The sequence below is a fragment of the Brevibacillus centrosporus genome (assembly GCF_003710815.1).
Lineage (GTDB): Bacteria > Bacillota > Bacilli > Brevibacillales > Brevibacillaceae > Brevibacillus > Brevibacillus centrosporus.
Map to the genome: position 1 here is coordinate 1 of NZ_RHHP01000029.1, position 23,392 is coordinate 23,392.

Annotated in this window: 22 protein-coding genes and 1 pseudogene; 1 reads left to right on the top strand and 22 read right to left on the bottom strand. The window is 51.2% G+C overall.

Annotated elements, in window-relative coordinates; all coding sequences use genetic code 11:
• Window positions 1–57 precede the first annotated feature (57 nt).
• On the bottom strand, window positions 58–414 hold the full coding sequence (locus EDM55_RS20975) for a group I truncated hemoglobin (RefSeq protein ID WP_092274481.1): 357 nt from the start codon (window positions 412–414) through the stop codon (window positions 58–60).
• A 270-nt stretch (window positions 415–684) separates the two neighbouring features.
• On the opposite strand from EDM55_RS20975, the gene EDM55_RS20980 reads away from it, so the two are divergent.
• Window positions 685–1,149, top strand: coding sequence for a GbsR/MarR family transcriptional regulator (locus tag EDM55_RS20980; protein ID WP_246071081.1), 465 nt, complete (start codon window positions 685–687; stop codon window positions 1,147–1,149).
• 92 nt (window positions 1,150–1,241) lie between these two features.
• Here the strand turns inward: EDM55_RS20980 and EDM55_RS20985 are convergent.
• The 21 genes and pseudogenes from EDM55_RS20985 to EDM55_RS21080 form a co-directional block, all read right to left on the bottom strand.
• A pseudogene (locus tag EDM55_RS20985) lies at window positions 1,242–1,531 on the bottom strand (DUF2785 domain-containing protein); the annotation flags it as partial.
• Between the two features lie 431 nt (window positions 1,532–1,962).
• The gene (locus tag EDM55_RS31145; protein WP_246071080.1) at window positions 1,963–2,349 is read right to left on the bottom strand and encodes a methyltransferase domain-containing protein; all 387 of its coding nucleotides are present in this window, start codon (window positions 2,347–2,349) and stop codon (window positions 1,963–1,965) included.
• A gap of 264 nt (window positions 2,350–2,613) precedes the next feature.
• Window positions 2,614–3,171, bottom strand: coding sequence for a nitroreductase family protein (locus EDM55_RS20995; protein ID WP_122961310.1), 558 nt, complete (start codon window positions 3,169–3,171; stop codon window positions 2,614–2,616).
• Window positions 3,172–3,291: 120 nt separating this feature from the next.
• Window positions 3,292–3,540, bottom strand: coding sequence for a hypothetical protein (locus EDM55_RS21000; RefSeq protein WP_122925837.1), 249 nt, complete (start codon window positions 3,538–3,540; stop codon window positions 3,292–3,294).
• A gap of 132 nt (window positions 3,541–3,672) precedes the next feature.
• Window positions 3,673–4,410 (bottom strand): PIG-L deacetylase family protein, encoded by a 738-nt coding sequence (locus tag EDM55_RS21005; RefSeq protein WP_122961311.1) that lies wholly within the window; start codon window positions 4,408–4,410, stop codon window positions 3,673–3,675.
• 17 nt (window positions 4,411–4,427) lie between these two features.
• A complete protein-coding gene (locus EDM55_RS21010; RefSeq protein WP_122961312.1) occupies window positions 4,428–5,420 on the bottom strand; it encodes an N-acetylglucosamine kinase in 993 nt (330 codons plus the stop codon).
• Window positions 5,420–6,928: an argininosuccinate lyase gene (argH, locus tag EDM55_RS21015; RefSeq protein WP_122961328.1), complete on the bottom strand. Its 1,509-nt coding sequence runs from the start codon at window positions 6,926–6,928 to the stop codon at window positions 5,420–5,422. The genes EDM55_RS21010 and argH overlap by 1 nt, the downstream gene beginning before the upstream one ends.
• A gap of 128 nt (window positions 6,929–7,056) precedes the next feature.
• Entirely contained in the window at window positions 7,057–9,588 is a 2,532-nt protein-coding gene (locus tag EDM55_RS21020; protein ID WP_122961313.1) for an NEW3 domain-containing protein, read from the bottom strand.
• A 160-nt stretch (window positions 9,589–9,748) separates the two neighbouring features.
• On the bottom strand, window positions 9,749–11,476 hold the full coding sequence (locus EDM55_RS21025) for an ABC transporter permease (RefSeq protein ID WP_092274463.1): 1,728 nt from the start codon (window positions 11,474–11,476) through the stop codon (window positions 9,749–9,751).
• Between the two features lie 15 nt (window positions 11,477–11,491).
• The gene (locus EDM55_RS21030; protein WP_092274460.1) at window positions 11,492–12,568 is read right to left on the bottom strand and encodes an ABC transporter ATP-binding protein; all 1,077 of its coding nucleotides are present in this window, start codon (window positions 12,566–12,568) and stop codon (window positions 11,492–11,494) included.
• A 93-nt stretch (window positions 12,569–12,661) separates the two neighbouring features.
• Window positions 12,662–13,804 carry an extracellular solute-binding protein gene (locus EDM55_RS21035; RefSeq protein WP_092274457.1) on the bottom strand — a complete coding sequence of 381 codons (1,143 nt, stop codon included), beginning with the start codon at window positions 13,802–13,804 and terminating at the stop codon, window positions 12,662–12,664.
• A gap of 18 nt (window positions 13,805–13,822) precedes the next feature.
• The gene (locus EDM55_RS21040) at window positions 13,823–15,004 is read right to left on the bottom strand and encodes an ROK family protein (protein ID WP_092274455.1); all 1,182 of its coding nucleotides are present in this window, start codon (window positions 15,002–15,004) and stop codon (window positions 13,823–13,825) included.
• Window positions 15,005–15,183: 179 nt separating this feature from the next.
• Window positions 15,184–15,711: a GNAT family N-acetyltransferase gene (locus EDM55_RS21045; RefSeq protein ID WP_122961314.1), complete on the bottom strand. Its 528-nt coding sequence runs from the start codon at window positions 15,709–15,711 to the stop codon at window positions 15,184–15,186.
• 173 nt (window positions 15,712–15,884) lie between these two features.
• On the bottom strand, window positions 15,885–16,922 hold the full coding sequence (locus EDM55_RS21050; protein WP_246071079.1) for an aromatic acid exporter family protein: 1,038 nt from the start codon (window positions 16,920–16,922) through the stop codon (window positions 15,885–15,887).
• Window positions 16,923–17,034: 112 nt separating this feature from the next.
• The gene (locus EDM55_RS21055; RefSeq protein ID WP_174769318.1) at window positions 17,035–17,451 is read right to left on the bottom strand and encodes a zinc-ribbon domain-containing protein; all 417 of its coding nucleotides are present in this window, start codon (window positions 17,449–17,451) and stop codon (window positions 17,035–17,037) included.
• Window positions 17,452–17,516: 65 nt separating this feature from the next.
• A complete protein-coding gene (locus tag EDM55_RS30410; protein ID WP_170184476.1) occupies window positions 17,517–17,690 on the bottom strand; it encodes a hypothetical protein in 174 nt (57 codons plus the stop codon).
• A 114-nt stretch (window positions 17,691–17,804) separates the two neighbouring features.
• Window positions 17,805–20,060, bottom strand: a complete 2,256-nt coding sequence (locus EDM55_RS21060) for an S-layer homology domain-containing protein (RefSeq protein ID WP_122961315.1) — start codon at window positions 20,058–20,060, stop codon at window positions 17,805–17,807.
• 125 nt (window positions 20,061–20,185) lie between these two features.
• Entirely contained in the window at window positions 20,186–20,560 is a 375-nt protein-coding gene (locus EDM55_RS21065; RefSeq protein ID WP_092274447.1) for a VOC family protein, read from the bottom strand.
• Between the two features lie 138 nt (window positions 20,561–20,698).
• Window positions 20,699–21,451, bottom strand: a complete 753-nt coding sequence (gene hemQ / locus EDM55_RS21070; protein WP_092274444.1) for a hydrogen peroxide-dependent heme synthase — start codon at window positions 21,449–21,451, stop codon at window positions 20,699–20,701.
• 115 nt (window positions 21,452–21,566) lie between these two features.
• On the bottom strand, window positions 21,567–22,310 hold the full coding sequence (gene nagB / locus EDM55_RS21075; protein WP_122961330.1) for a glucosamine-6-phosphate deaminase: 744 nt from the start codon (window positions 22,308–22,310) through the stop codon (window positions 21,567–21,569).
• Window positions 22,311–22,326: 16 nt separating this feature from the next.
• Window positions 22,327–23,217 carry a MurR/RpiR family transcriptional regulator gene (locus EDM55_RS21080; RefSeq protein ID WP_246071078.1) on the bottom strand — a complete coding sequence of 297 codons (891 nt, stop codon included), beginning with the start codon at window positions 23,215–23,217 and terminating at the stop codon, window positions 22,327–22,329.
• Window positions 23,218–23,392: the final 175 nt, after the last annotated feature.

A 23,392-nucleotide genomic window follows, 5' to 3' on the forward strand; every position in this document is an offset into this window, starting at 1 on the left:
TATAAATTCTTACTGTATAAAAATAGGCCCATACAAGATGGACCTACCCCGAACACTTTACTTGTACAAAATATCGTCTCGTAGTGCGCCAACTTTTGCTAAAGCATCATCGATATCTCCCGCTCCGACTCCGAAATGCTCAAGCGCTGCCTGCAAATGGTTTACGATCGCATCAAAATGCTCCGGCTGCAGGTTCATCCCTGCATGGACCTTTGCCATTGACTGACCGGTATACTGATTGGGACCGCCTAACGCGTAGCTTATGAACTTAGTTTGGTGCCTCCGCTGCTTTTCCATATCGGTGTCCTTGAAAAAATGGTTCACGGTTTCATCTGCCAATATCAGATCGTAAAAGTAATCAACGACCTTGGCAATCGTTTCTTCACCGCCATATTTGTCATAAAAAGTTGCCATCGTTTCCCTCCAGCATGTAGAAGTTTCCTTTTAGCTATTCCCTGATCTAGGAATCCCCATTACATGTTTTAGGCTGGCAGCACAAGTGGGAGTGAATCAGTTCCTCTTTGTCATGAGCGCCACGATATCAAACCTCCGTGTCGAGCAAGAGCACGGTCGGGTTGATTCTCTCTTACCCAACCGTTCGAAGTATTGGTATAATAAATTACTGAAAACTATCCGAGCTGCTCGAAAAACGTCTGTACGTTTTTCCCAAAGGGAGTAATTGTATTGAATGATAAGTTATCTCCAGAGCTTTTGACTTATATTGAAGAAATCGGGCTCCACCATGAGAGCCAAGGTATTTCCCGAATTGCAGGACGGATACTCGGCCTGTTGATGGTGACAGAAGGCGCTCTTTCCGCCGAACAGATCGCATCCTCCCTGCAAGTAAGCCTTGGCAGCGTTTCTACCAACATCCGCTTATTGCTGCAAACCGGACATGTGGAAAAAAAGAGTGTGACGGGAGACCGTGTCACCTACTATATATTTTCTCCCAATGCCTTGGAAAAGGAGGTTCTCTCTACCCTGAAGCGAGCTGCATCTCTGCAGACCATCCTGGAAAAGGGGGCACAAATCGAGAGCGTGAAAGAAAGCGGGATCTTGTCAAAGCGCTTTGAGTCCATGAAAGAGAGGGCCGTGCATTTGGAGGGATATCTGGAAAAATTGCTTGCTCAATGGCGTTCGCAATCCTGACTGCTGAAGTGCGCTGCTCCATCATGCTGGTATAAAAAGAGGCAATCCCTCCGCCAATTTTCTATGGCTTTTCGGACAGCCCCTCCACTTCTTTAACGGATAGAAAACCTGTTCAATTTTGCCTCAGTACCAATCATGACTGTGTTAAGCTCATTCCCTCGGCTATCTTGTCCCCGTCTGAAATAGAGACTACGTAAAAAATTCTTGCTGTTCACGCGAGCAATCACCTGACTACGAGTTCTCGGCATATTGCAGCATTGCGCCAAGCCACTAATCCAATCCGCGATTTCTTGATGGGGAAGTAACTCTTTGACAATCAGCGTATCCACGATGTTGACTAACCGCTACCATTGTTAAGCATGCCAGAAATAGCGACAAGAACCTATTTGCGCGTCCATCTTGCCTTCTTGAAATAGATGGAATTGCTGTCGTTGAAGATACGGACTGAACGTAGACACTTAGTAACTACATTGCGCTTACCTGCCCGTTCCTTCAAAGAAAAAGGCCACTGATCGTTATGACCGGTTGCCGTCTGTCTTTATTCTCCATAAGTGTAAAAGAGGTAACGTCGCAACTGTTCGTTTGATTCCGTATCACTTTCTAAAGAGGTATAGGCCGAAACCTAATGTATCTCTTCCCCATTCCAGATACGTATTTCTCCAACTCCTAATTCTTGTGAGCATCGCGTCAACGTCGGGATCATCCGGGTTTTCATAACAGTACTCTTCAATAGAGCTCGCATAAAGGCCTTCGTAAGCATCCCAATCATCCTCACTTGCTACAGCCGAGAAGAGTGGGGTTAGCCCCATCTGTTCACCCAGCTTTACATTTCCGTGATGAGTCGTCGGCATGTGTAGACCCAATGCATATACCCAAACGAAACGCTGAAGTGGAATATTGATCGATAACTTGCTTTGCATCTTCATTGACAAATTGGATGCGCTCCAAAGAAATTCTCCCGTTGGCACGATTACGCGCCGATTCGATCGAACCTTCATACAGCTCAATAGCAGTGGCTGAAATGTTATATTTTTCCATATAACGAATAAGCAATTCACTTGTTCCAGCTCCAATGTCAATCGCTTTATCATTGGGATTCAGCTTTGTGTGATTCATAAACATATTGATCTTGCTTTCACTGATCGGATTGCTAAATGCATGGCTCCTGTGGGCTATCGCCGAGAATTTTTTTCTGTCCATTGTTTTCCCCTTTGCTTGAATCAAGTTTATATGAGTGATAGTCCTTTAAGCGATCGGTACAGAAAATCATAATCCCAGCCCCTTTTATGAATGTTAGATTCGATTTTACACTACATATTCAGTATAAGAATAGTCGGTTGAACAAGCCGCATTTTCTTAGCACTCCTGATCGTCCCGAAAAAGAATCAGCAAAAAAAAAATCGGCGAACGTCAAAAAAAGGGGGACACCACGTCTGGTGTTAACCCCCTCCTTTCTTCTATCAACTACAGCCACGTCGTCTTGCTTGCAGCCTCTGCGCGAGCCGTAGTAGGAACGTCCGCTTCTGGATACCCGATGAATAGAGTCCCGACAACCTTTTGATTTTCCGGTGATCCTAGGAACGTCATCAATCGTTCGTCTCGTACCAGTCCCACGCCTCTCGTGCGCCAGACCATGCCCAGCCCAAGTTCTTTAGCTGCCAGCCACATCGAGTGAATCGCGCAGCAGACAGCGTATTCGTTATCTTCTGACGACGCTTCATCACCGGGAATGATATCCGCTGTCGCCACTATGACCAGTGGCGTTTTTTCCAATACTGCCAGCGATTCCGCGACGAGATGAGGCTTGGTTGGGAAGCGCTCCAGCAAAAATTGTTTGGCGATTGCCTCGAATCGCTCCTTCGCCTCTCCTCTGATCACATAAAAATGCCATGGCTGGCGCAGTCGATCATTCGGCGCGAGCACAGCACACTCCAGCAGCGCCTCGATCTTTTCGGTCTCTACCTCTTTTGGCAAATAATTTCGCACAGCTCTTCTCTCTTGCAAGGCTTGACGAACGAACATGACGCGGTTCCTCCTCTACTACCTATCAGGACAAATTTTACCATCATTATATCTAAGATACCTACCCGCCGTATAGAAAGAAACACCAACTTCCCTATGCAGCCGCTCCCATGGCCTCGGCTAATTCCCATGTATCGCCATTTGTGCTTTATACTCGTCTGCTTTGGTTACATAAATATCGTACTGCGTAAAATCTCTAGTGGAGAAGGAAAACGAGCCTGTGTGATGCCGGGGGTCCTGATGAGTTCGTGTCCGAAACGAGACGCCAGCCGCCTCCAGCCTGTAAATCACCCGAAAGTAATCCTGGCTGCCAAAAGCTGTGTAAATCAAGCTCTTGTGCCGGGAAAACAAAAACTGGAATAGACTCACTGTGCATTCCTCCCTTCCCTCTTATGGATATACGGGGGTGGGGAAAATTGGTTTCTAACATAGAATAAAAAAAGGATTAACCAGCACTACGCTGACCAACCCTTGTGCTATTTTTGCCGTTGAACTCGCCACTCACAGCTCGATCACCGGAATCTCGGTTTCTGACGGTAAAGGCTCTACCCTTTTTCCTCCTGAACGAATCAGTGTGTAGTATTCATAGCAGCCTATCACGCCAAAGTCGCCGTCAATCACACCCGGGTAGGCCCGATTCACCGAGTAGCTCTGACTTTGATGGGCGCGCAAGGCTTCGCCCTTTTGCAAACGGTAGGAGGTAATATCGACTTTTCCCGTAATGGGCACGGCCGGCTGTGGCCCCCGATCCGGGCAATGATCGTAGTAGTGGGGAATGGAAACGTAGTACAGATCCGGATATTCTTTGGCTGACAGCACCTCCTCAGCAAGTTCTACTGCCCTTGTTGTCGCCTTGCACGTCACAATGTGATCGGGATGACCTGTCACACCATCTGGCGGAAAGGTCACCACGACATCCGGCTTCCATTCCACAATCGTCTCGCGTATTCGCCCGACCAGCTCATCGAAATTCGTCTGCACCAACGAGCCATCTGGATAGCGGAACAGATCCAAGCGGTCAATCCCCAAAACCTCGGCAGCTCTCTCCAGCTCCTGTTCACGATGGCGTGCCAATTTCTCGCCACAATCGATTTCAAACGGCCCCGTCCGCCCTTTGCAGCCGGAAGTGACGCAGACTAAACACGTCATTTGACTGGCATCCCGGCACTTTGCCAAGGTACCACCGCAGGCAAACGATTCATCGTCAGGGTGAGGAAACACTACCATTACTTTTTTCATCTCAACTGGCACCTCTTTTACTGTTCAGATTGGCCGTCCAAATACGCCAATCCTTTTGCAATGACCCCGTAAATCGGGTCGTTCTGTGCATTCTCGATCACGGCCGACGACGCGTAGCGGTTGACTCGATCTATGACAATTTCTCTGACCCGATCGTCATTTTGCAAAACGCCGCCCTGCAGAATCAGCTGAAACGGTTTGTCCTTCATGTGCAAGGCTTCTATGACGGCACGAACGGCAAGGAACAACTCCTCCCCTGCGTCCTGCAAGATTTCCAAGGCTACAGGATCTCCTTGATCGGCAGCCTGACTGACCAAGACGGACAGCTCGCCCACCTTGTCCACGGAATAGAATGAGCCGTACGTCCAGTTAAAAAGCTCATCCACGCGAGACAGCCCGATGAAGGGCAGCAGCAAATCTTTCAAAAGAGTGGGGGCTCCCCTGCCATCTGCCGCTTTTAGCACAGCGACAATCGCCCGCTTACCAATCCAGTAGCCGCTTCCTTCATCCCCGACGCGATGACCCCAGCCCCCTGCCCGTGACGTCTCCTGTGCATCGTTTACCCCAAAAGCGATGGAGCCGGTACCTGCGATCACCAGGATGCCTGGCTTGCCGCCAGTCGCACCGAGCAAAGCCGCGAAGCCATCGTTTTCGACGATTAAATGACGGACGTGCACGTGCAGCTGCTGCAATACGCGCTGAACCATCCCCGTTATCACCTGGCGATCATGTTCGGTATCAAGGCCAGCGATCCCGAAGACAGCGCACTCAACCTCCCACTCTGCCGAGGGCGTGCTTGGCACGTTTGGATAGTGAGTTAAAGCCTCCCCCAGAGCCTGGGAGATCGCCTGCATCAGCTCTCGCGCGGCTGCCTCCTCCCCACTTCCCTGGTAATTGCATGAGCCGGATCGTCCGGAGCCGACTTCCTGCCCGGATCGTTCCACCAGCACGGCCAAGCACTTGGTGCCCCCTCCGTCTACTGCCAAAAGGGGAATCCGTACAGCTACCATCACCCCACACTCCAATCAGCGATGATCTGATCCAGCCGCTTCCACGTTTGTTCTCTCTCCTGTTTCTCCTGCGAAAGCCAAGACGCTTCTGCCCGCAAGGAAGCTGTGCGCTCCTGAATCATCCGCTTGATTTCATCGGCATTCGGTCCTCCCGGAAGCTTACGGATGCGGACAAAATGAACCGGATCCAAGGCGAGACGAAGCTCTTCTGCCGTGATAGCCAGCTCTTTGCCGATCACGTCCAAAGCCGCACGATTGACCAGCTCCAGACTGATCTGATCCGCTTTAAGCCCGGCTGCCATCGCTTCTTTTACCACTTTGCTGACGATGTGGTGGGAGTTTCTGAACGAGAGATGATCCGTGCGCACAAGAGTATCTGCCAGCTCCGTCACGGTCGCAAAGCTGCCTTTTGCCCGTTCCAGCAGACCTGCTTTGTTTACTTCCATCGTTCCTACCACGCAAGCCATCAGTCGATACATCTGCTCTAGCACCGACATGCTCTTCCAGACATACGGCTGCATGTCATCCTCTGTGTCCACGATGTCACCGAATGGCGTGTTGTGCATCATGGTCAGCACCGTTTGGGCATTTCCCGCGCTGCTGGACAGTAAGGAGCGCATGTGCTCAAAGGACACCGGGTTGCGTTTTTGCGGCATAATCGAGCTGATCTGCACGTAGGGGCTCGCTACCTTTAAGCCCGAAAACTCCTGCGTGCACCATAGCAGCATATCCTGAACCGTACGTCCCAAATTAATCGCTGCCAGCTGAATCGCCGTGGCAGCCTCCCCCAGGTAATCGGCTCCGCAAACGGCGTCGTACGAGTTTTCTACCAGCTCATCAAAGCCGAGCAGCTCCTTCATCCTCTCCCGGCTGATTGCAAATCCCGAAGTGGTCAAAGCCGCCGCTCCCATCGGACTGCGATTGCACGTCCGATAAGCGTTCAACAGCCGCTTGATATCGCGACTGAGCAAATCGACTGCTGCCATAATGTAATGGGCCATGGTTGTGGGCTGTGCCTGCTGCGTATGGGTATAGCCGATCATCACGGTCTCCGCATGCTCTTGTGCAAAAAGGAGCAAATGCTCTTTCAGATAGAGGGCAGATTCCAAGGTTACCAGCAGCTTTTCCCGCAGCACCATGCGATATATGGCGATTCCCATGTCGTTACGGCTTCGCGCCAGATGCAGATTGCCCGCCACGTCCGGGGCCAACTCCAAGAGACGGCTCTCTACCTGAAAGAACAAATCTTCAAACTGCCCGGTGTACGCGGAGTGGCGGAGCTCTTCCATCTCGATGCCGACCAGAGCTTGGGCAATCGCCTTCGCTTCCGTATCCGTCAAAAGCTCCTGTTCGCGCAGCATAACCAGATGCGCCTTGTTGATGGTCATCATCGGCTGCAGGAGATGGTTTTTGGCTTCATGAAAGGCAGGTGCAAGAACTACCTCCACATAGGTCTTTCCTGGGAAGCTTTCTCCCTCCTGCTGAAAAATACGCTCTCTATAATTCATTTGACTTGCATCTCCTTCCCTGCTGTATCGGCTGGCTACTACGATTATTACAAAGATTCTCGCATCGATCCGGGAAGGAAAAGAGGCAGGCATTCTGCCTCTTCCCTTTGGCGGATCAAACTTGATTGCTACTGATGGAGACTCACCATATTGACGAACAAGCGGATCGCCCCAGGAACCAGAGCAGGAATTTCACGGTACCAGACGAGGGAGCTGTAGGTGTACGTTCCTTTGCCGTACTTAGCTGAGAGGAATGTGCCTGTAAACTCTTTCTCTCCTGCATCTCCGTTGGAAATCAGCTCGGTATACTCTTTGCCCCACTGTGCCGGGTTGTAGGCAGAGCGGTCCTGAATCCAGTTGTTCCAGTCTTGCTCGGTAATCTTGTTCGGGGTCGTAAACAGCGGATGATCAGGTGCCAGCATGGTCACCTTGGAGTTTTCATCCGTTACCCGCCATTGAATCAACGGCTCCCCGATCTTGATCGGATACGGAGCGAGCTCTGGCTTCCACTTGTCTTCCGGCTTGTGGTACTGCACGACCAGATTGCCGCCGTTTTCTACGTATTTCAGCAAACGTGCATTGCTCGGAATCAGCTCCGGACGGAAGCCGTACGCACGAATTCCCAAGACGATGGTATCGTATTGGCTCAAATCACCCGACTCAATATCCTTTGCTGTCAGGTTTGTCACCTGTACACCCAGCTGCTGGAGGTATTGATCGATGTTGTCAAAGCCGCTGGAGACATAGCCGACCTTCAATCCTTCTGGAACCTTCAGGTCAAAGGCTTGAATCGCCAATTCGGCTGGCTGAACGAAATAAGTAGTCCCAATATGTGGATAACGGATGACCTGTGCTCCATGTCGACTTTCTTTTCCTCCACCTGTTGCGACGGCTGTCACTTTGTACGAATCCGGTTTGACGGAGGAAGCTGCCTTGACTGTGAACGCCACCGATTTCGTTTCTCCTTTTGCTGCAAAATCAAGCGGCGTCGCTTTCGGCTCCACGCTCCAGCCTGCAGGTACGTCGAGAGAGATATTCGCCTTCGCTGCTCCCGGGTTGTAGTTTTTGACTGTTACTTTGACCGGGATCGGCTCCTGCGGCTTCAGTGTGTTCAAAACGGTTGCACTCGGAGAAAGAGACAGCGCAAATGCCGGCAATACCGCGACAGCATCGCTTGGCACCGCATGGCTCGTGGCAGTCGCACCAGAGAAGCTGTACGAAACATCCGCCGTAAGTGCCGGTGCCGCATACGGCTGGAACAAGTCCGCATCTGCTGGTACCGATACTTCATACGTCGTCTTGACTGTCTCGTTGTAGCCCAGCTGATTGAAGCTGGTCGTTCCCTGCGGCGTCGCTCTCCAGCCTTTCGGTACGTTCAATGCGAGGTTCACTTTGCCCAGCTTGACTTGACCGCCGTTGTAGGCAGATACCGTTACTTTTGTCGTCTGACCTGCCACCAGCTCGCCCGTTTCCGGTTTCACTTTAGTGACGAGTGACAGTGATTCCGCGCTCGCTTTGTTGAGCTGTGCCTGCTTGACATTCAGGCGGTGCAGCAGGTCTGTTTTGGACTCGCTGGTGAGGCCCGAAGCCTGCACATCTGCCGTTGCCTTTGCGACATCTGTAATCATTTCGTGCACTTCTTTTGCCACCGCTTCAAAATGCGGATAGGCGGCAATGACTTCTTCTCCGTCTTTTTGCAGCTTTTGCAAATCGCTGGCAATTTTCGCTCCACCTGACTGACCAGCTACTTCTTTCGCCAGATCGGTAAAGGTGTACGCGATGCCATCGAAAAAGTCCGTTTCCTTGTCCTTCGCTTTCACGACAGACTGATCGAGCTTGTAGTAGTTGGAGCTCGGTCCTTCGTCATAGACACGTCCCATCCCTTGGCTCTTGTGCATAAAGCGGGATTCTTCCCCCAGCTGCACATAGGACGCGCCGTATACCTCGTCGTAGGCTCCGACGGGAACACTGACGTTGTAATCCTTCTGCGTGGCAGGCAGGTACAGCTTTTTCACTTGCCATGGCGTCAAGCCTTCCTTTAGCTGTTCGGGGAAAACGGTCGGATCAGCCGCGTCTTTGTACGCCCGAACCGTGATGACATTAATCGCCCGATGATGCCCATGAGTGGATGGCTCGTTCAAAAATGCAGGTATGACTACATCTGGCCGCAGTGTACGTATTTTGCGGATCAGCCGCTCATACGCAACGTCTTCCCCCCATTTTTCCAAGGTCTCATCCGGGCTCTTGGAAAAACCGAAGTCAAAGATCGGGTCGTCGATCTTCTCACTGAGATTCTCTAGGTGAATGTTCGTGATCTTGGAAGCCTCCTGCAATTCGCGTGTGCGGATAATGCCCAACGCATTGCCCAGCTCGCTGCCGATTTCGTTTTGGCCGCCTTCGCCTCGATTGGCAATGATACTGGACGTGTCCACGCCTTTTCCCAATGACAGATACGCAAGCACCGCACTGTGCTCGTCGTCTGGATGGGCCCCGGTATTCATGGCGCTGGCAATAGTGGTCAACGGTTTGATCGCTTTCCACAGATCGACAACCCCCCGGTCAGCATGGGCAGTCTGGGGCGCAAGTGGCATGATCATACTGCCGACGAGCGCCGCCGCTGTTGTGAGAGTGTACAGCTTGGCAAGTTTCCCCTTTCTCAATGAACCCTCCTCCATTCCCTACTCAGATTGACGTCTATATCAATCACGGCACTCTTTCGTAGTATCCCCTGTTGCAGCCATGGATTGACCCTAGGAAGATAGCGGAGTACTAGAAAACCTCGACCCGCCCCCAAGCGAATCCTTTCTCTACAAGCTTTTACTAGATAGCGGTGCCTGCTTTGTCCCCGCCAAGCTTTCTGGAGATGAACAGAACCACGATGATGACGATAATCTGCAGCACCCCATACGCGCACGCCGTTCCAAACTCAAAGCTGTACATTCGCTGGAATACGGCTACCGACAGAGGAGTCGTTCGCGGCGTAAAGATCAGGATCGATGCGACAAACTCTCCGATACACTGGACAAAAGCCAGCAGCGTTCCGGCCAGAATCCCACCCAACGCCATCGGAAAGACGACTCGGCGGAAGCTGTACCACCACGATGCGCCCAAATTACGCGCCGCTTCCTCCACGGATGGATCCATCTGCATCAACGTTGCGGAGGTAGAACGGAAGACAAGAGGCAGATGCCGGACAAAGTACGCGAGCGGAATGATCCAGAACGTCCCGATCAGCACCTGTCCAAAGCTGAATACGGTCGGTTGGCTGAACGCTGCGATCAGGTTTACCGCTACAACCGTACCTGGCAGCGCCCAAGGCAGCATGATCAGCACGTCCAGCAACGTCTTGCCGCGAAACTTCAGACGAACCATCGAATACGCAGCCGCCACGCCGAACAAGACGATACCTACGCAGGCGATGGCAGAGAGCTGCAAGCTGTTTACGATCGGACGCCAAGTCTTGCTGTCCGTAAACAGGTCGAGATAATGGTCAAGTGTGTACTGCGGAGGTAATATTTGCACCGTCCAGGTACCGTCAACCGAGAACGAGATGAGGACCAGGACGAGAATGGGCAGCATCAGGATGATCGTGCCGATAAAGGAAAGCACCATCGCTATGTAACGGACAGCTTTGCTCTTGATCTCCGTGCGGTGTACGCTAACTCCTTTGCTCAGGTTCTGGTAGTTGCGCACTCCTTGGTACCAGCGCATGATCAAAAGGAAGAGAACCGAGACTATTGAGAGAATCGTAGATTGCGTGGCCGCCATGTCCAAATCCCCGTTCGTACGGGAAAGGTAGATCTGCATCGTCATCGTCCGGTCGATGCCGAAGATGAGCGGTGCTGTATAGGAAGCCATAGAAACCATGAATACCAAAAGGGACGAAGCTACCATCGCCGGTGTCAGCATCGGCAAAATGACACGCCGCCAGACAGTCAAACGGCTCGCTCCAAGACTGGCTGCCGCTTCCTCCAAGGACGGATCAAGTCCTTTGATCGCTGCAGTGGCCGTCATAAAAAAGTAGGTGTACATCGTAAAGGTATGGACGACAACGACGCCCCAAAAGCCTTTTAAGGGAAACGGTACCTGCGAGAGTCCTAGCAGTTCTTTGATCGCACGAGGAAAGATCCCGCTCTCCCCGTACAAAAACGTAAAGGACAATACCCCGATCAACGGCGGCAATGCCATCGGCACCAGTGCCAGCACAGACAAGATTTTGCGCCCCGGAAATTCATAACGCTCCAAAAGGAACGCCATGGTCACTCCGACGATGCCGCAGGAGATGACACTCAAAACCGAGATGTAGATACTGGTCCACAGCGCCTCCAGATTGGCGGTATGCTCGAGACTAAAGAAGCGCGCATAGTTTTTCCAGGTGATGACTTCATCGACTTTGATACTGGCAACAAAGGTTTCAAACAACGGATATATCACATAAGCAAGTAAAATCAAAAAGAGTGGCGAAACGAGCACGTAGACGAAGGAAGGCGAAGCCATGATGGACTTCCGTCTGGTCGCTGCTGGCGCCTGCTGCAGTTCTGCTTTCAATCGCTTCTCCCTCCCTTATCCAGCAAAGTAAATGCTCTCTTTCGGAATGTGCAGCTTGATCGTGTCTCCACGCTGCTTGACAGGTCTTCCCAAATTGATGGACATGCTGCGCAGCTGCTCATCCCCAACGCTCGTCACATAGTTGACGCATGCCCCTGTGAATTCAGCCAGAACCACAGCGCCTGTGACTGTATTCGCCTCTTCCCCCGTCGTGCTCTCCATCACCGATTCCGGGCGAATGGACAGGGTCACTTTTTCACCTGCAGCCAGCCTTACTTGCGGGGAAGCATTCTTTTTCAAACCGGTCAAAATCTGCCCGGAGGAGACACGCACTTGTACCTCGTCCCCCTCGATGCCAGCCACCGTACCTTCCCAGAGGTTGGTCTCCCCGATAAAGGATGCGACGAACCGATTGACGGGACGATGATAAATATCATGCGGTGTGCCGATTTGCTGCACCTCTCCACTCTGCATCACCATGATCCGATCTGACATCGACATCGCTTCCGCCTGGTCATGCGTGACGTAAATCGTCGTAATTCCAAGCTCCAGCTGGAGTCTTTTGATTTCAAAGCGCGTCTCTTCCCGCAGCTTGGCGTCGAGATTGGACAGCGGCTCATCCAACAGCAGTATCTGCGGCTCGATGACCAGCGCCCGTGCGAGTGCCACCCGTTGCTGCTGTCCACCGGAGAGTTGATCGATCCTGCGCTCCCCGTACCCTTCCAGGCGAACCAGCTTCATCATTTTTTCCACACGCTCTTGGGTCTCTGTTCGGGACAGCTTGCGAACCTGCAGCCCAAATGCAATGTTTTCAAACACCGTCATATGCGGAAACAACGCGTAGTTTTGAAAAACCATTCCCGTGTTTCGCTTATGCGGTGGCACCGAGGTAACCTCCCTGCTGCCAAAGCGAATTTGCCCCTCAGTTGGAAAGTAAAAGCCTGCGATCATCCGCAGCGTCGTTGTCTTTCCGCATCCACTCGGCCCAAGAAAGGTGAAAAATTCACCAGACTCAATATGAATGTGTACATCTTCTACTCCTTTTGCCTGGCCAAAACGTTTGTGAACGTGTTCGAGTGTTACGCTGCTCATCCGTTTCTGTATCCTCCTTCGTAGCGAGTCTGGGCGCGTGAGGGATAAGTGACTGGACGGAAAGGAACACTCCTTCCCGTCCAGCTTGTCACATTACTTTTTCCCTTTGCCCTTGATGTTTTCATCCCAATGCTGCATCCACTCTTTTTCCTTCGCTGCCATGACTGCCCAGTCGAGCTCCAAAGGCTTCAGCTCCAGGTTTTTCATGAAATCAGGCAAGTCATCCTTGCTGATATCGGTACGTGCAGGGAATTGGAAGCGCTCCTTGGCGAGCGTGGAGGCAATCTCAGGGCTCATCAGGAACTCCATGAAGTTTTTCGCCGCCTCCATGTTTTTCGCACCTTTTACGAGAGCGATTCCGTCGACGAGGATTGGCGCCCCGCTCTTAGGATAAATGAAGTCGTAAGGATGGTTGTTCTTTTTGCTCTGCAAGAGTACGTCCTGCAGGTTCCACAGGGAGATCACGCCTTCTTGACGGTCCAGCTTCAGATACAGGTTGGTTGGGTCTTGTGTGTATTCCTTGGTATTTGCATCCAGCTTGGTCAGCCAGTCGTAGCCTTTTTCCGGCGTGTCTGCGCCTTGACGATAGATCATGGCAGAATAAATGGTGCGCATCGTTCCGGATGGCAGTACGTTACGGATGACGATTTTGTCCTTGTACTTCGGATCCAGCAATTCGTCCCAATCTTGCGGCGCTTCTTCTGGCTTGAGCGCCTGCGAGTTGTACATGATGACCTCTGGCAAGAGCATTTCACCGTACCAGCGATCCTGCGAGTCTTTGTACAGATCTGGAATCTTGTCTGCAAAAGTAGGCTTGTATGGCTCAAGCAAGCCCTCGTCAGCTGCTGTGCTCAAAGCAGATTGTGTGCCGCCCCACCAGAAGTCTGCTTGCGGGTTGGCTTTTTCTGCCCGCACACGCTCCAAGATTTGTTGGGCACCCATCTCGAGCGTTTCTACTTCGACATTCGGGTACTTTTCTTTGAATTTCGGCAGGACGACCTCGAAGATATTTTTGTCGCGGCCGGTGTAAATGACCAGCTTTTGCGGTTCTCCAGATGGAGCCGGTGTTGTCGCCGCGGGCTGTGCTGCGGGCTGCGTTCCTTGTCCGCCAGCGTTACTGTTATCCGCAGGCTTTGCCTCCTGACCTCCCCCCGAGCATGCAGCTACCGTCAGGGCCAAAGATCCTGCGAACATACCCTGCATCCATTTTTTCAGCTTGCTGTTTGACTTTTTCAAAACTACTCCCCCTCTTTTTTAATCTTTTTCCAGAAGTCTCGTCGACGGAAACGCTTCCAGTACGCTGTGTACAGCGCCGATCAACCCCGCCTGTTCACCAAGACTTGCCTTTTCGAGACAAGGTACCTCTGGCACCCACTCGGTCAGCCAATCGTGAATCCGCTTCACCCCTTCTTCGTCGACATGGACCATCTCCCCACTCAGGATCAAAAGCTCCGGGTTCAATACACTGACGATGTTGGCCATTCCGTACGCCCAATGCCGATACACATCCTCTAACAGCTGTTGTGCACCGACGTTTTCATTGCGAGCGAGGCGGATGAGCTCTTTTATGACACTCGACCCTTCCTGAAGGTCAGAGAGTAATCCCTTTGCCTGTTGCCGAATCCCCGGGACGGAATAATGGGTCTCAAATACGCCAGATGCCTTTTTCGTGCGGTTATGTACAGGACCAATCATCATAAAACCAATTTCTCCGGCCGCTTCCCGGCTGCCCCGGTAAAACTGACCATCCAAAATAATCCCAGATCCAATCCCGGTTCCGACGTACATGTTGACGACATGCGTGTGTCCAACACCAGCTCCTCGCACGTACTCCCCGAGTGTCATCATGTTCACATCGTTGTCGAGGATAACGGGCAGCCCTAAACGAGCCTGAATCGTCTGCTGAATCGGAGAGCCCATCCACCCGGTACTGGGCGAAAAACTGACGGTCCCGCTGTTGCGCTGAGTAACACCCTGCACACCGACCCCCATACCGAGCAGTCGGTCACGAGAGATGCTGCTTTTCGCAAGCAGCTGCGTAAGTCCCCCAGCCAGGTCTTCGATGACGGTCTCGCCATCTTCCGGCCTCGCCAATCGCTTGCTGTAGCGAGCTAAAAACTCACCTTTCAGGTCAGCGATCGCCATTTCCAGTGTCGACCCGTCAAAGATCGCTCCTGCTATCGCGTACGCCTGATAGTTGTACTCCAAAAGAATCGGCTTACGCCCTCCCTTGGAGTCCCCCATGCCTACTTCGCACAGCAGACCTTCCTGGATCATTTCATCGACCAGAGCGGATACACACGGCCGACTCAACTGTGTCTCTTTGGAAATGTCAGCTCGGGAAATCTGCCCGTGCAAAATAACCTGCTGCAATACCTCTTCTTTGTTCAGGTTTTTTACCCGTTTGCTGCTGCCAGTTTTCTTAGGGACACGCACTCTTTTTCGCTCACCACCATGCAGTTAGTTAAGTTTACTAACAAAGTAACCAAATTATACCTGCCCATTTTTGAATAGTCAAACTATTTAGATTCATCAGAACTAAATTTATTTCTATCGTACTAAAAAAAGCCAAATCCCCTGTCGCACACTCAGAGAAATTTGGCCTTTGTTTCCTTTTACTGATCTGCTTTTCGATCATCCTCGTTCAATTTTACTTCCATAAATACAGCACCTTCTATCGGATTAAACACATAAGGTTCAATGTGGTAGAAACCGAATGAGTGGTACAATGACTGCGCTTTGGCCATCGTCGGGAGCGTATCCAGTCGCATCACATCATAATGAAGCTCGGAAGCCTTCTCCAGTATGGCTTGAATCAGGATTTTCCCGATCTTCAACCCCCGAAATGAATCGCGGACGTAGAGTCGCTTCATCTCGCAGATGCCCTCCCCGATCCTGCGAAGAGCGATACATCCCGCGGCTTGTCCATCCACTTTTGCCAGTAGCAGCACGCCATCCGGAGGGCCGTACTTTCCAGGCAGTGCTTTGTATTCCGCCTCAAAGTCTTGGAAGGAAAGATCGATATCGAGGGAGTGGCCGTACTCCAAGAATAGCTGCTTCACTTGGTCTAAGTCTTCCTCATCCAGACCAGAGACTTCCCTGACCTCAAGCCCATACTCCTTGCCATCTGCTATTGTCGCCATTTGTTTGTCTGCCCCCTATTGTCCTATTCTGAAAAAATGGTAAGCGCACCTCCATCTTACTCACTTTTGCCAGGAGGAAAAAGTCCTTTTCTTGGCACGAAAATGGTGACGAAGGAGCAGCAGAAGCCCTGCCAATCAAAAACGACTGCCATTCGTGACAGTCGTTTCTTCGCTTACTTGGCGGCAGCCACATTTTTATGGGCTGCTTCATCCGTATTTTTTCCCAGCTCATGCTTAATGAACAAGTACCGCTCTATCTCACGCAGCAAATAAAACAACGAAGCGCGTGTCTCGAACTCCTCGCGCGAGGTCGGCAAACCTGTCTCCCTGATCTCATATCGCATGACGAGCAGTTGATCGAGGAAACGATAAGCGGTATTCCCCGGATGGACCGAGTCACTGAGCCGCTCCAAAAAGTCCGCCATCTGATGCCCCTGCGGTACCTGGATATCGAGCGTGGAGACGATCGGCATCATCCGCTCCAGAAGCTCGAACTGCTTCTCGCGCATCACAAAATACTGGTAGTACGGATCGTCTTCCCTTTTTCCCAGCCGATTGTCAACTGAGCGAGAGGCGAGCTGCACCGCTTTCCCCAGCAAGCCTGGCGTTTCGATCATCTCGTGACCATCCCAATTGCTTTCCCCATGACGCAAATAATAGGCAAATTCTTTGAGGATCTTCATGAAGTTTTGCTCGATCTGTGATTGCATGGCCTTCAGCTCGTTGTCCAAGCTAGGCATGTACAAATTGACGATCAGGGCTACCCCTACCCCAATCAGCAGCAGCGCCAATTCGTTCAAAATGAGGGAAAGATCCATTCGCTGCGAGGAGTATAAGTGCATCATGACAACCATGCTGCTGATGAAGCCTTCCTGAATCTTAAAGCGCACAGCCAATGGCAAAAAGATCAGAATCGCCAGCATGATAGCCAGCGGCGAGTATCCGAGCAAGGCAAACAATGCCATCCCGATCCCCAATCCCAGCAAACTTGCGAGAATCCGGTTTCCGACGGTTCGAAACGATTGTTTTACCGTTACTTGAATGCAGAGAATGGTAATGATCCCTGCCGATGCGGGAAACATCAGGTCAAACTGCTGGGCGAGCAAGATCGATACGGCTGTACCAACTGCCGTCTTTAATGTGCGATAGCCGATTTTTAGTGAAAGGAATCTCAGTCCTGCTCCCTCCTTGCTGATAGAATATGCTCCCACTTTCTTTCCTCTTTCCACTGTACCAAAAAATGTGAACGAACCAAAGCTACGACTTTGTTAAGGGAAAGAAAAAGGACGTCCATTTTGAGGACATCCTCTTTGCTTCAATCATTCACTGTTTTTTTCCGCACTTCGGGCAGTACTGAAAGCTCGACTGTACACTTTGCCCACAATAGGGACAAAATGCTCGCTCTGGCGACAGCTTCTGTGTGCGTTCTACCGGATCTTTTGCTGTTTCAGCTCCCCTGAACCGTACATCGAGCGGATCGGGCTCTTCTTTTGAATCCGTTATATCGAACAAGGACATTCTCTGTTTAGACGTCGCGTTCTTGTAATGATAGACGGCTTGAAATATCCCGAAACCCACAAAGAGAATCCCCGCTGCCGGAAAAATAAAGCCGATGGGGAATGGGGCATCACGGGTAATGGTGAACGCCATGATCGTCCAGAATATCCCGAAAATGGCGACGACGATACTGCCGGCTGCACCCATAGTAGATGGCCCGCGACCAGGTTTTATGCTTTTCAAAATATCCCCTCCTCTTTCTATCTTAGCGGAAAACGGGGGGAGGCTCAAATCGAAGCGGGGGGAAATTACTGTTCTGTCTGCTCTTTCCACATCTTATCAAAGCTGATCCACTTTCCTGTATGGCCGTCTACGATCGCCCCGTCTCCTGTCAGGCTATAAACGAGAATCGGCTTTGGCTCGCCCGTTTCCTCGTCGAATCCGAAAGGCTGCTTGTAGTACAGCTTAAGAACGGGATTCACCGATGCCCGCTCAACACTGTTGCCAAAAACGAAAGATACGAAAAGGAGGAGAAGAGATACTAAGTATGAACGTTTTTTCGATATAGTTGCTTTCGTTTCACAGTAGGTCCCCCTTTACTCCTGACCCTGTCTTAGCTGGATCAGATCTTGCAACAATTGAGCAGCTTCTCCCCGTGTCAAAGGATCGTTTGGCGAAAAGGCTGTCTTCGTTTTGCCCTCGATCAGACCCAAGGCATGGACGATCGCCACGGCGGGAATGTCCTGCTGTAGCACATCTGGATACACGGACTGGAAGACGCCCGGCTTGTTCAATAGATCCCCATAGCCGAGAAGTCTGGCCGCCATGTCAGCCGCTTGTGCGCGGGTAATGGCCAGATCCGGTTCAAATTTTGTGCCTTGTTTGGCGATGAAGCCGTACTGTAGTCCTTTTTGAATAACGGCATAGTGCGAATGCTCTTTCGTTACATCTTCAAACTCAAAGCGTTCTTTTTCTTCGTCTTCCGCCCTCAATCTCAACGGGTCATGAAACTCGATCCGAGTGGTCAAACGTGACAGCCATTGGGCCATCTCCATTCGAGTTACCTGTTTATCTGGCAACAGCTTTCCTTCCTCTACCGTCATGAATCCATTTCGCACAACATACTCCAACGCTTCCTGGTAGGGATGTCCTGCCAAATCTTCCGGACGCTGCTTTTTCCGTTCGGCATCGAAACTGATCCATTTTCCGGTGAGTGCGTCGACGACTCCCTTATCACCTACATAGCGATAGACCAGCATCGGCTTGGTCATTGACTTTGGCAGATCCTTATTGCCCGGCTGGGGCTGGAAGTAAGTCAGCATCCATTTCTTTTGAGCCTGCTCGACTTTCCTTGCCTCCGTAGGATCGATTGTTTTTGCCACCTTGAGCGCAGCTAGATCCGGCAGGTCATTCGCGTTTGCTTGCAGCGATTCCGCTATGCCGGTCTCAGGATTCACCTCAACGAAGAAGCCTTTATTTTCGATCGGCACGCCATCCTTCATCCAGCCAAACTCCACCATAAAGGGGCTTCCCCTGCGCAGCTGTTCTTGCTGGAAGAGGTCAGAGGGCTGCTCGTCCAGCAGATAGATCTCACCAAGTCTGTCCGAGTAAAAGGTTTTTACCAGCTGGATTGCCCCAGCCACGGCTTCCTTCCACGCTACGGCTTTCTCTATTTTTTGCCCTCCCCGACCTGAGCCCTCACCCAGCATGACCTCCTCTAGCTGACCACGATCGTTGATCCGGAGCTGGACTGTTTCTGCTTGTCTGTCTTTGCTTTGCACCGGAGAAAAGTCAAATTTCCAATTGCGAATCTGCACCCCGTTTGGTCCCGAAGAGCTTCCTCCCCCACGACTGCCTTCCGAGAGGTATTGTCCGGGCAGCTTTTTGATCAGCTGCTCGGCTATTCCTTGGGCTTCTTCCTTGGTGATCAGCCTAGAGACTTTGTCTTTCGAAGCTGGCAAAACAGTCTTTCCCAGTGGTTGCAAGGGTTTGGTCTCTTCAGCATTTTGTCCCAAAGCGTTGATGACTTTTCCAGTTAAGGCGTCCACGTATTGCGGATCCTTTTGTCCGTACGCGAATACCAGTGCAAATTTTCCGTTGTCCCGATCAAAATTGCCTGTAATGCTTTCGAGCACCTTGTAGGAGAGTGTGGGAGTAATCCTTTCTCCCCCTGCATTCTGTGCACGCTCTATGAGCAAAGCTTGCTCAGGATCGGGCAAGTCCTCGTTGTTCCAATCTTTCGCGTACAAAATGACCTGTCCTGCCTCATCAAGAACAAGCTGAATGCCATTTTCCAGGAACGGTATACCTTTTTCGATCCTCGTAAACATAAACACTTGCTGTGGCCACTCGGTATAATAAGGGTTCAAAGCAGCGTACTCATTGGGCTTGGACAGTCGTTTGCGCTCTGCCTCGCTCGTCACCCTCTGCAGAAACACCATTGCGTTTTCCAACGCCTGCTTTTCTCCAACGCTACCGATCGTACCGCTTGTCTTCCCATCCGTTGTATAGCGCGAATATTGGAGCAATTCTCCTGTCACAGCATCGATAACGGCATTCACTCTAGCATTCTCTTGAGCATTCGTCCACGAGAGCGACCATGACTGCTTGAAGTAAGGGGAACGCTCTGGCCCTTTTAACGCCGCATTGATTTGCTTGAAATCAGCAGGAACGAGGCCCCATTTTTGAGCGAGTTGAGTGACTTGCTCCTTTGACAGCAGCGGGGTTAACGCGTCGGAGGCATACACGGCGTGAATTGTGCTTTGCGATGGGAGGATGCCGAATAACGTAGACATCACAAACAATGCTGACAAACCTGCTGTCATGTTCCTAAGCTTTTTTCCTTGCATCATAAGAATAGCTCCTTCCTCCTACCATTTGGACACCCCACCCATTTTACCATTAATTTGGAAATTAATAGACTGGATTGAAAAAAAAATGCCCTCGTGATTTTCACGCAGACAGATTTCTTGCTACTCTACCGATTCCCGCCGCTATTGGCAGAAGCATGCCCAAGAATGTTTACAAGTTTTCCTAAAGGGTCTCGCACGTAGAAACGCCGAACGCCCCATGGCTCATCGGCCGGGCCATATTCAACAGGAATTCCAGCTTGTACGACACGTTTCAATGCTTCTTCGACGTCATCGACTTCTACGGATAAATCCGGTGTCAGGGTACCCGAGCCCCCTTGGGTAGCGAAGCTGATTTGAATACTCATCTGTTCCTTTGCGCCATAGGTAGCAATCCACCCGTGGTCCATGACAACTTCCAAGCCGAGCACGTCTTGATAAAAGCTTTTCGCTCCTGCAGCATCCTGCGTTTCGATATTGGCAACGATGCGTTTTACCTTCATTTGGCTCCCCATCCTTGTGCACGCGTTTTCTGGTTACATTATCCATTTTATCATTTAATTGGAACACATATCGCTTCAGGCGTAAAAAAATCTGCCCTTGCGAATATCGCTCAGGCAGACCTCTTTTGACTCTATAAATTACACCTCAAGCATTTTGCCGAGCGTTTCCACATTCAGCACGTTTCCTACCAGGAAGTTGCCGAATTCGCCGAAGCGTGCGCTGACTTCGTCAAAGCGCATTTCGTAGACAATATGTTTGAATTCCAGTGGATCGTTGGCAAACAGGGTAACGCCCCATTCCCAATCGTCGAAGCCGACGGAGCCTCCGATAATTTGTTTTACTTTTCCTGCATACTTGCGGCCAATCATGCCGTGAGAACGCATCATTTCCTGGCGCTCCTGCATGGTCAGCATGTACCAGTTGTCCTGCAGGTCGCGTTTTTTGTTCATCGGGTAGAAGCAGATGTGCTCCCACTTTGGCAGGATCGGGTACAGACGGTCGCGTACGTGGGGGTTCGCCTTTGGATCTTCACCTGGATTGTTGACGTAGTTGCTCAGCTCCACGACGGATACGTAGGAGTAAGGAGCTTCCGTATATGTAGCGAAACGGGTTTTGTTGAACGCTGTTTTGATCTCGTCCAGCTCCTGCATGGTTGGGCGCAGGAACATGAACACCAGATCAGCCTTATGCCCCAAAATGGAGTAGACGGCCGTGCTGCCTTGCGCCTCTGCTTCGTTCGCTTCCCATGTACGGATCAGCGTATTCAGCTCGTCCAAAGCAGCTTGGCGCTCAGCCTCAGATGCCGCTCTCCACTTTTCCCAATTGATTGTGCGGAAATTATGATACGTATACCAACCTTCCAATGTAAGCAACGCTTCATTCGCGCTCATGGAATTCAGCTCCTTTGAAATATCTGGTTATCCCGACTGCAACATTCCCAGTATAGCATAAGGAGATGGTCGATATTCGGAACAGATTCGTGAACACAAAGCTTTTCCTCGTTTGTCAGGATCGCAGCTTGGCGGAGAGGGCTGAAGCTGCCTCCTCGTCCACGATGACGGTCACATCAGGATGCAGCTGCAGCAAGGACGCAGGGACGTCAGCGGTCAATTCCCCCTCTAGCATTTGCGAAACCGCTTGTGCTTTCGCTTCGCCACTCGCCAGCAAAATAATCTTCTTCGCTCCGAGAATGGTCTGAATCCCCATCGAAACAGCCTGCGTGGGCACTTCCTGGATGCTGTCGAAATACCGTGCATTTGCCTCCATCGTGCTTTGTGTCAGCGCAACGACGCGCGTAGTCGTGTCCTTCGTAGAGCCTGGCTCGTTAAAGCCGATGTGACCGTTGTTGCCGATCCCCAGCACTTGAATATCGATGCCGCCTGCCTGTGCAATCGCCTGCTCGTAACGCTTGCACTCTGCTTCCAGATCTTCGGCATCGCCTTGCGGAACATGCGTTTTTTCCTCTGGAAGGTTGATGTGCGCAAACAAATTTTCATTCATGTACGTCCGATAGCTCTGCGGATGAAGGCTTGGCAGTCCGACATACTCATCGAGGTTAAAGCTTTTCGCCTGAGAAAAATCAACGCCATCCTGTTGGTGCAGGGAAACAAGCTCCCGATACATCCCGACTGGCGTCCCACCTGTTGCCAGCCCCAATACCGTTTTCGGATTGCGAGTGACCTCTTCTGCGATCAGCTTTGCTGCCTGTTTGCTCATATCGTTGTAGTCTTTTACGATGACCAGCTTCACTTTCATTTCCCTCCTGTTAATACTTTCTCGCAAGGACTGCTTTTGCCGTCCGTTCCTTGTACATCAAAGCCTTTTCCTTGTTTCGCATGGTCAATGAGGTTACGATGACGTCGAGCACGTGCAGCTGCGCCATTTTGGCTGCCAGTGATCCACCCTGCAGGGGACCTTCCTGAGCAGCCGTCAACAAGGTAATGTCCGCCACATTTGTAATCGGTGAGCGCCGGTAATGCGTGATGCAGATGACCGTTGCGCCCGCTTCCTTCGCTACCTTCAATGAATCAATGGTGTCTTTGGTGCTCCCGGAAACCGAAAGCCCGACCGCCACATCCCCTGGACCCAAAGTGGCCGCTGCCATCGCCTGTAGATGAGACTCCGTAAAGGCGTCCACCCGCAGGCCGATTCGCAGGCAAGTGTATTTGGCATCCTGGGCGGTTACTGCAGATGTACCTACTCCGTAAAAGTGGATGGTACCCGCATTCCCCAGCAGCTCGATGCAACGCTCCAGCTGCTCCAAGTCGAATAGCGCACTCGTATCTTCAATGGCCTGGCGATTCGTCGCCGTTACCTTTTGTGTCAATATCCCCAAGGAATCGTCTTCGCCCACTTCGCCATGCAAATTTTTCACCGGGTTCACCAGCTCCTGCGCCAATGCGAGCTTGAACTCCTGGTAGCCGCGAAAACCGATTTTCCTACAGAAACGCAAGACCGTCGTCTCGCCCACTTCTGCCTTTTCCGCCAAATCGATGACAGAGGAGTAAATCACACTCTCTGTTTGATTCAGCACGATGTGGGCTACCTTTTGCTCCGATTTTGTAAAGGATGGCAGCAAGCTTTGAATTTGCAGCAGCGTATTCGTTTTGCCATTCGCCGCAGCCGAAGCTTCCAACCCCTGATCCTGTTGCTCCACGATCCTTCTTCCTCCTCCATGCAAAAAGGCTGTAGTATTCCTACAGCCATTATACACGAAATGGAGTTATCCGCCACTTCCTAAGAAAAAAGTGGAGTTATTCTTCTTTCATCTGGTTTTTTGGCAAGATCAGACCTACAAGCCTTTTTGTCCCACAAGAAAAAAAGACATCCAC

Bases quoted from the DNA above. Each gene is read 5' to 3' on its own strand.
- hemQ (WP_092274444.1), bottom strand. From the start codon at position 21,451: ATGAGCGCGAATGAAGCGTTGCTTACATTGGAAGGTTGGTATACGTAT.
- EDM55_RS21045 (WP_122961314.1), bottom strand. From the start codon at position 15,711: ATGGCGACAATAGCAGATGGCAAGGAGTATGGGCTTGAGGTCAGGGAA.
- EDM55_RS31145 (WP_246071080.1), bottom strand. From the start codon at position 2,349: ATGGACAGAAAAAAATTCTCGGCGATAGCCCACAGGAGCCATGCATTT.
- EDM55_RS21060 (WP_122961315.1), bottom strand. From the start codon at position 20,060: ATGATGCAAGGAAAAAAGCTTAGGAACATGACAGCAGGTTTGTCAGCA.
- EDM55_RS21065 (WP_092274447.1), bottom strand. From the start codon at position 20,560: ATGAAGGTAAAACGCATCGTTGCCAATATCGAAACGCAGGATGCTGCA.
- argH (WP_122961328.1), bottom strand. From the start codon at position 6,928: ATGAATTATAGAGAGCGTATTTTTCAGCAGGAGGGAGAAAGCTTCCCA.
- EDM55_RS21010 (WP_122961312.1), bottom strand. From the start codon at position 5,420: ATGGTAGCTGTACGGATTCCCCTTTTGGCAGTAGACGGAGGGGGCACC.
- EDM55_RS21005 (WP_122961311.1), bottom strand. From the start codon at position 4,410: ATGAAAAAAGTAATGGTAGTGTTTCCTCACCCTGACGATGAATCGTTT.
- EDM55_RS20975 (WP_092274481.1), bottom strand. From the start codon at position 414: ATGGCAACTTTTTATGACAAATATGGCGGTGAAGAAACGATTGCCAAG.
- EDM55_RS20995 (WP_122961310.1), bottom strand. From the start codon at position 3,171: ATGTTCGTTCGTCAAGCCTTGCAAGAGAGAAGAGCTGTGCGAAATTAT.
- EDM55_RS21030 (WP_092274460.1), bottom strand. From the start codon at position 12,568: ATGAGCAGCGTAACACTCGAACACGTTCACAAACGTTTTGGCCAGGCA.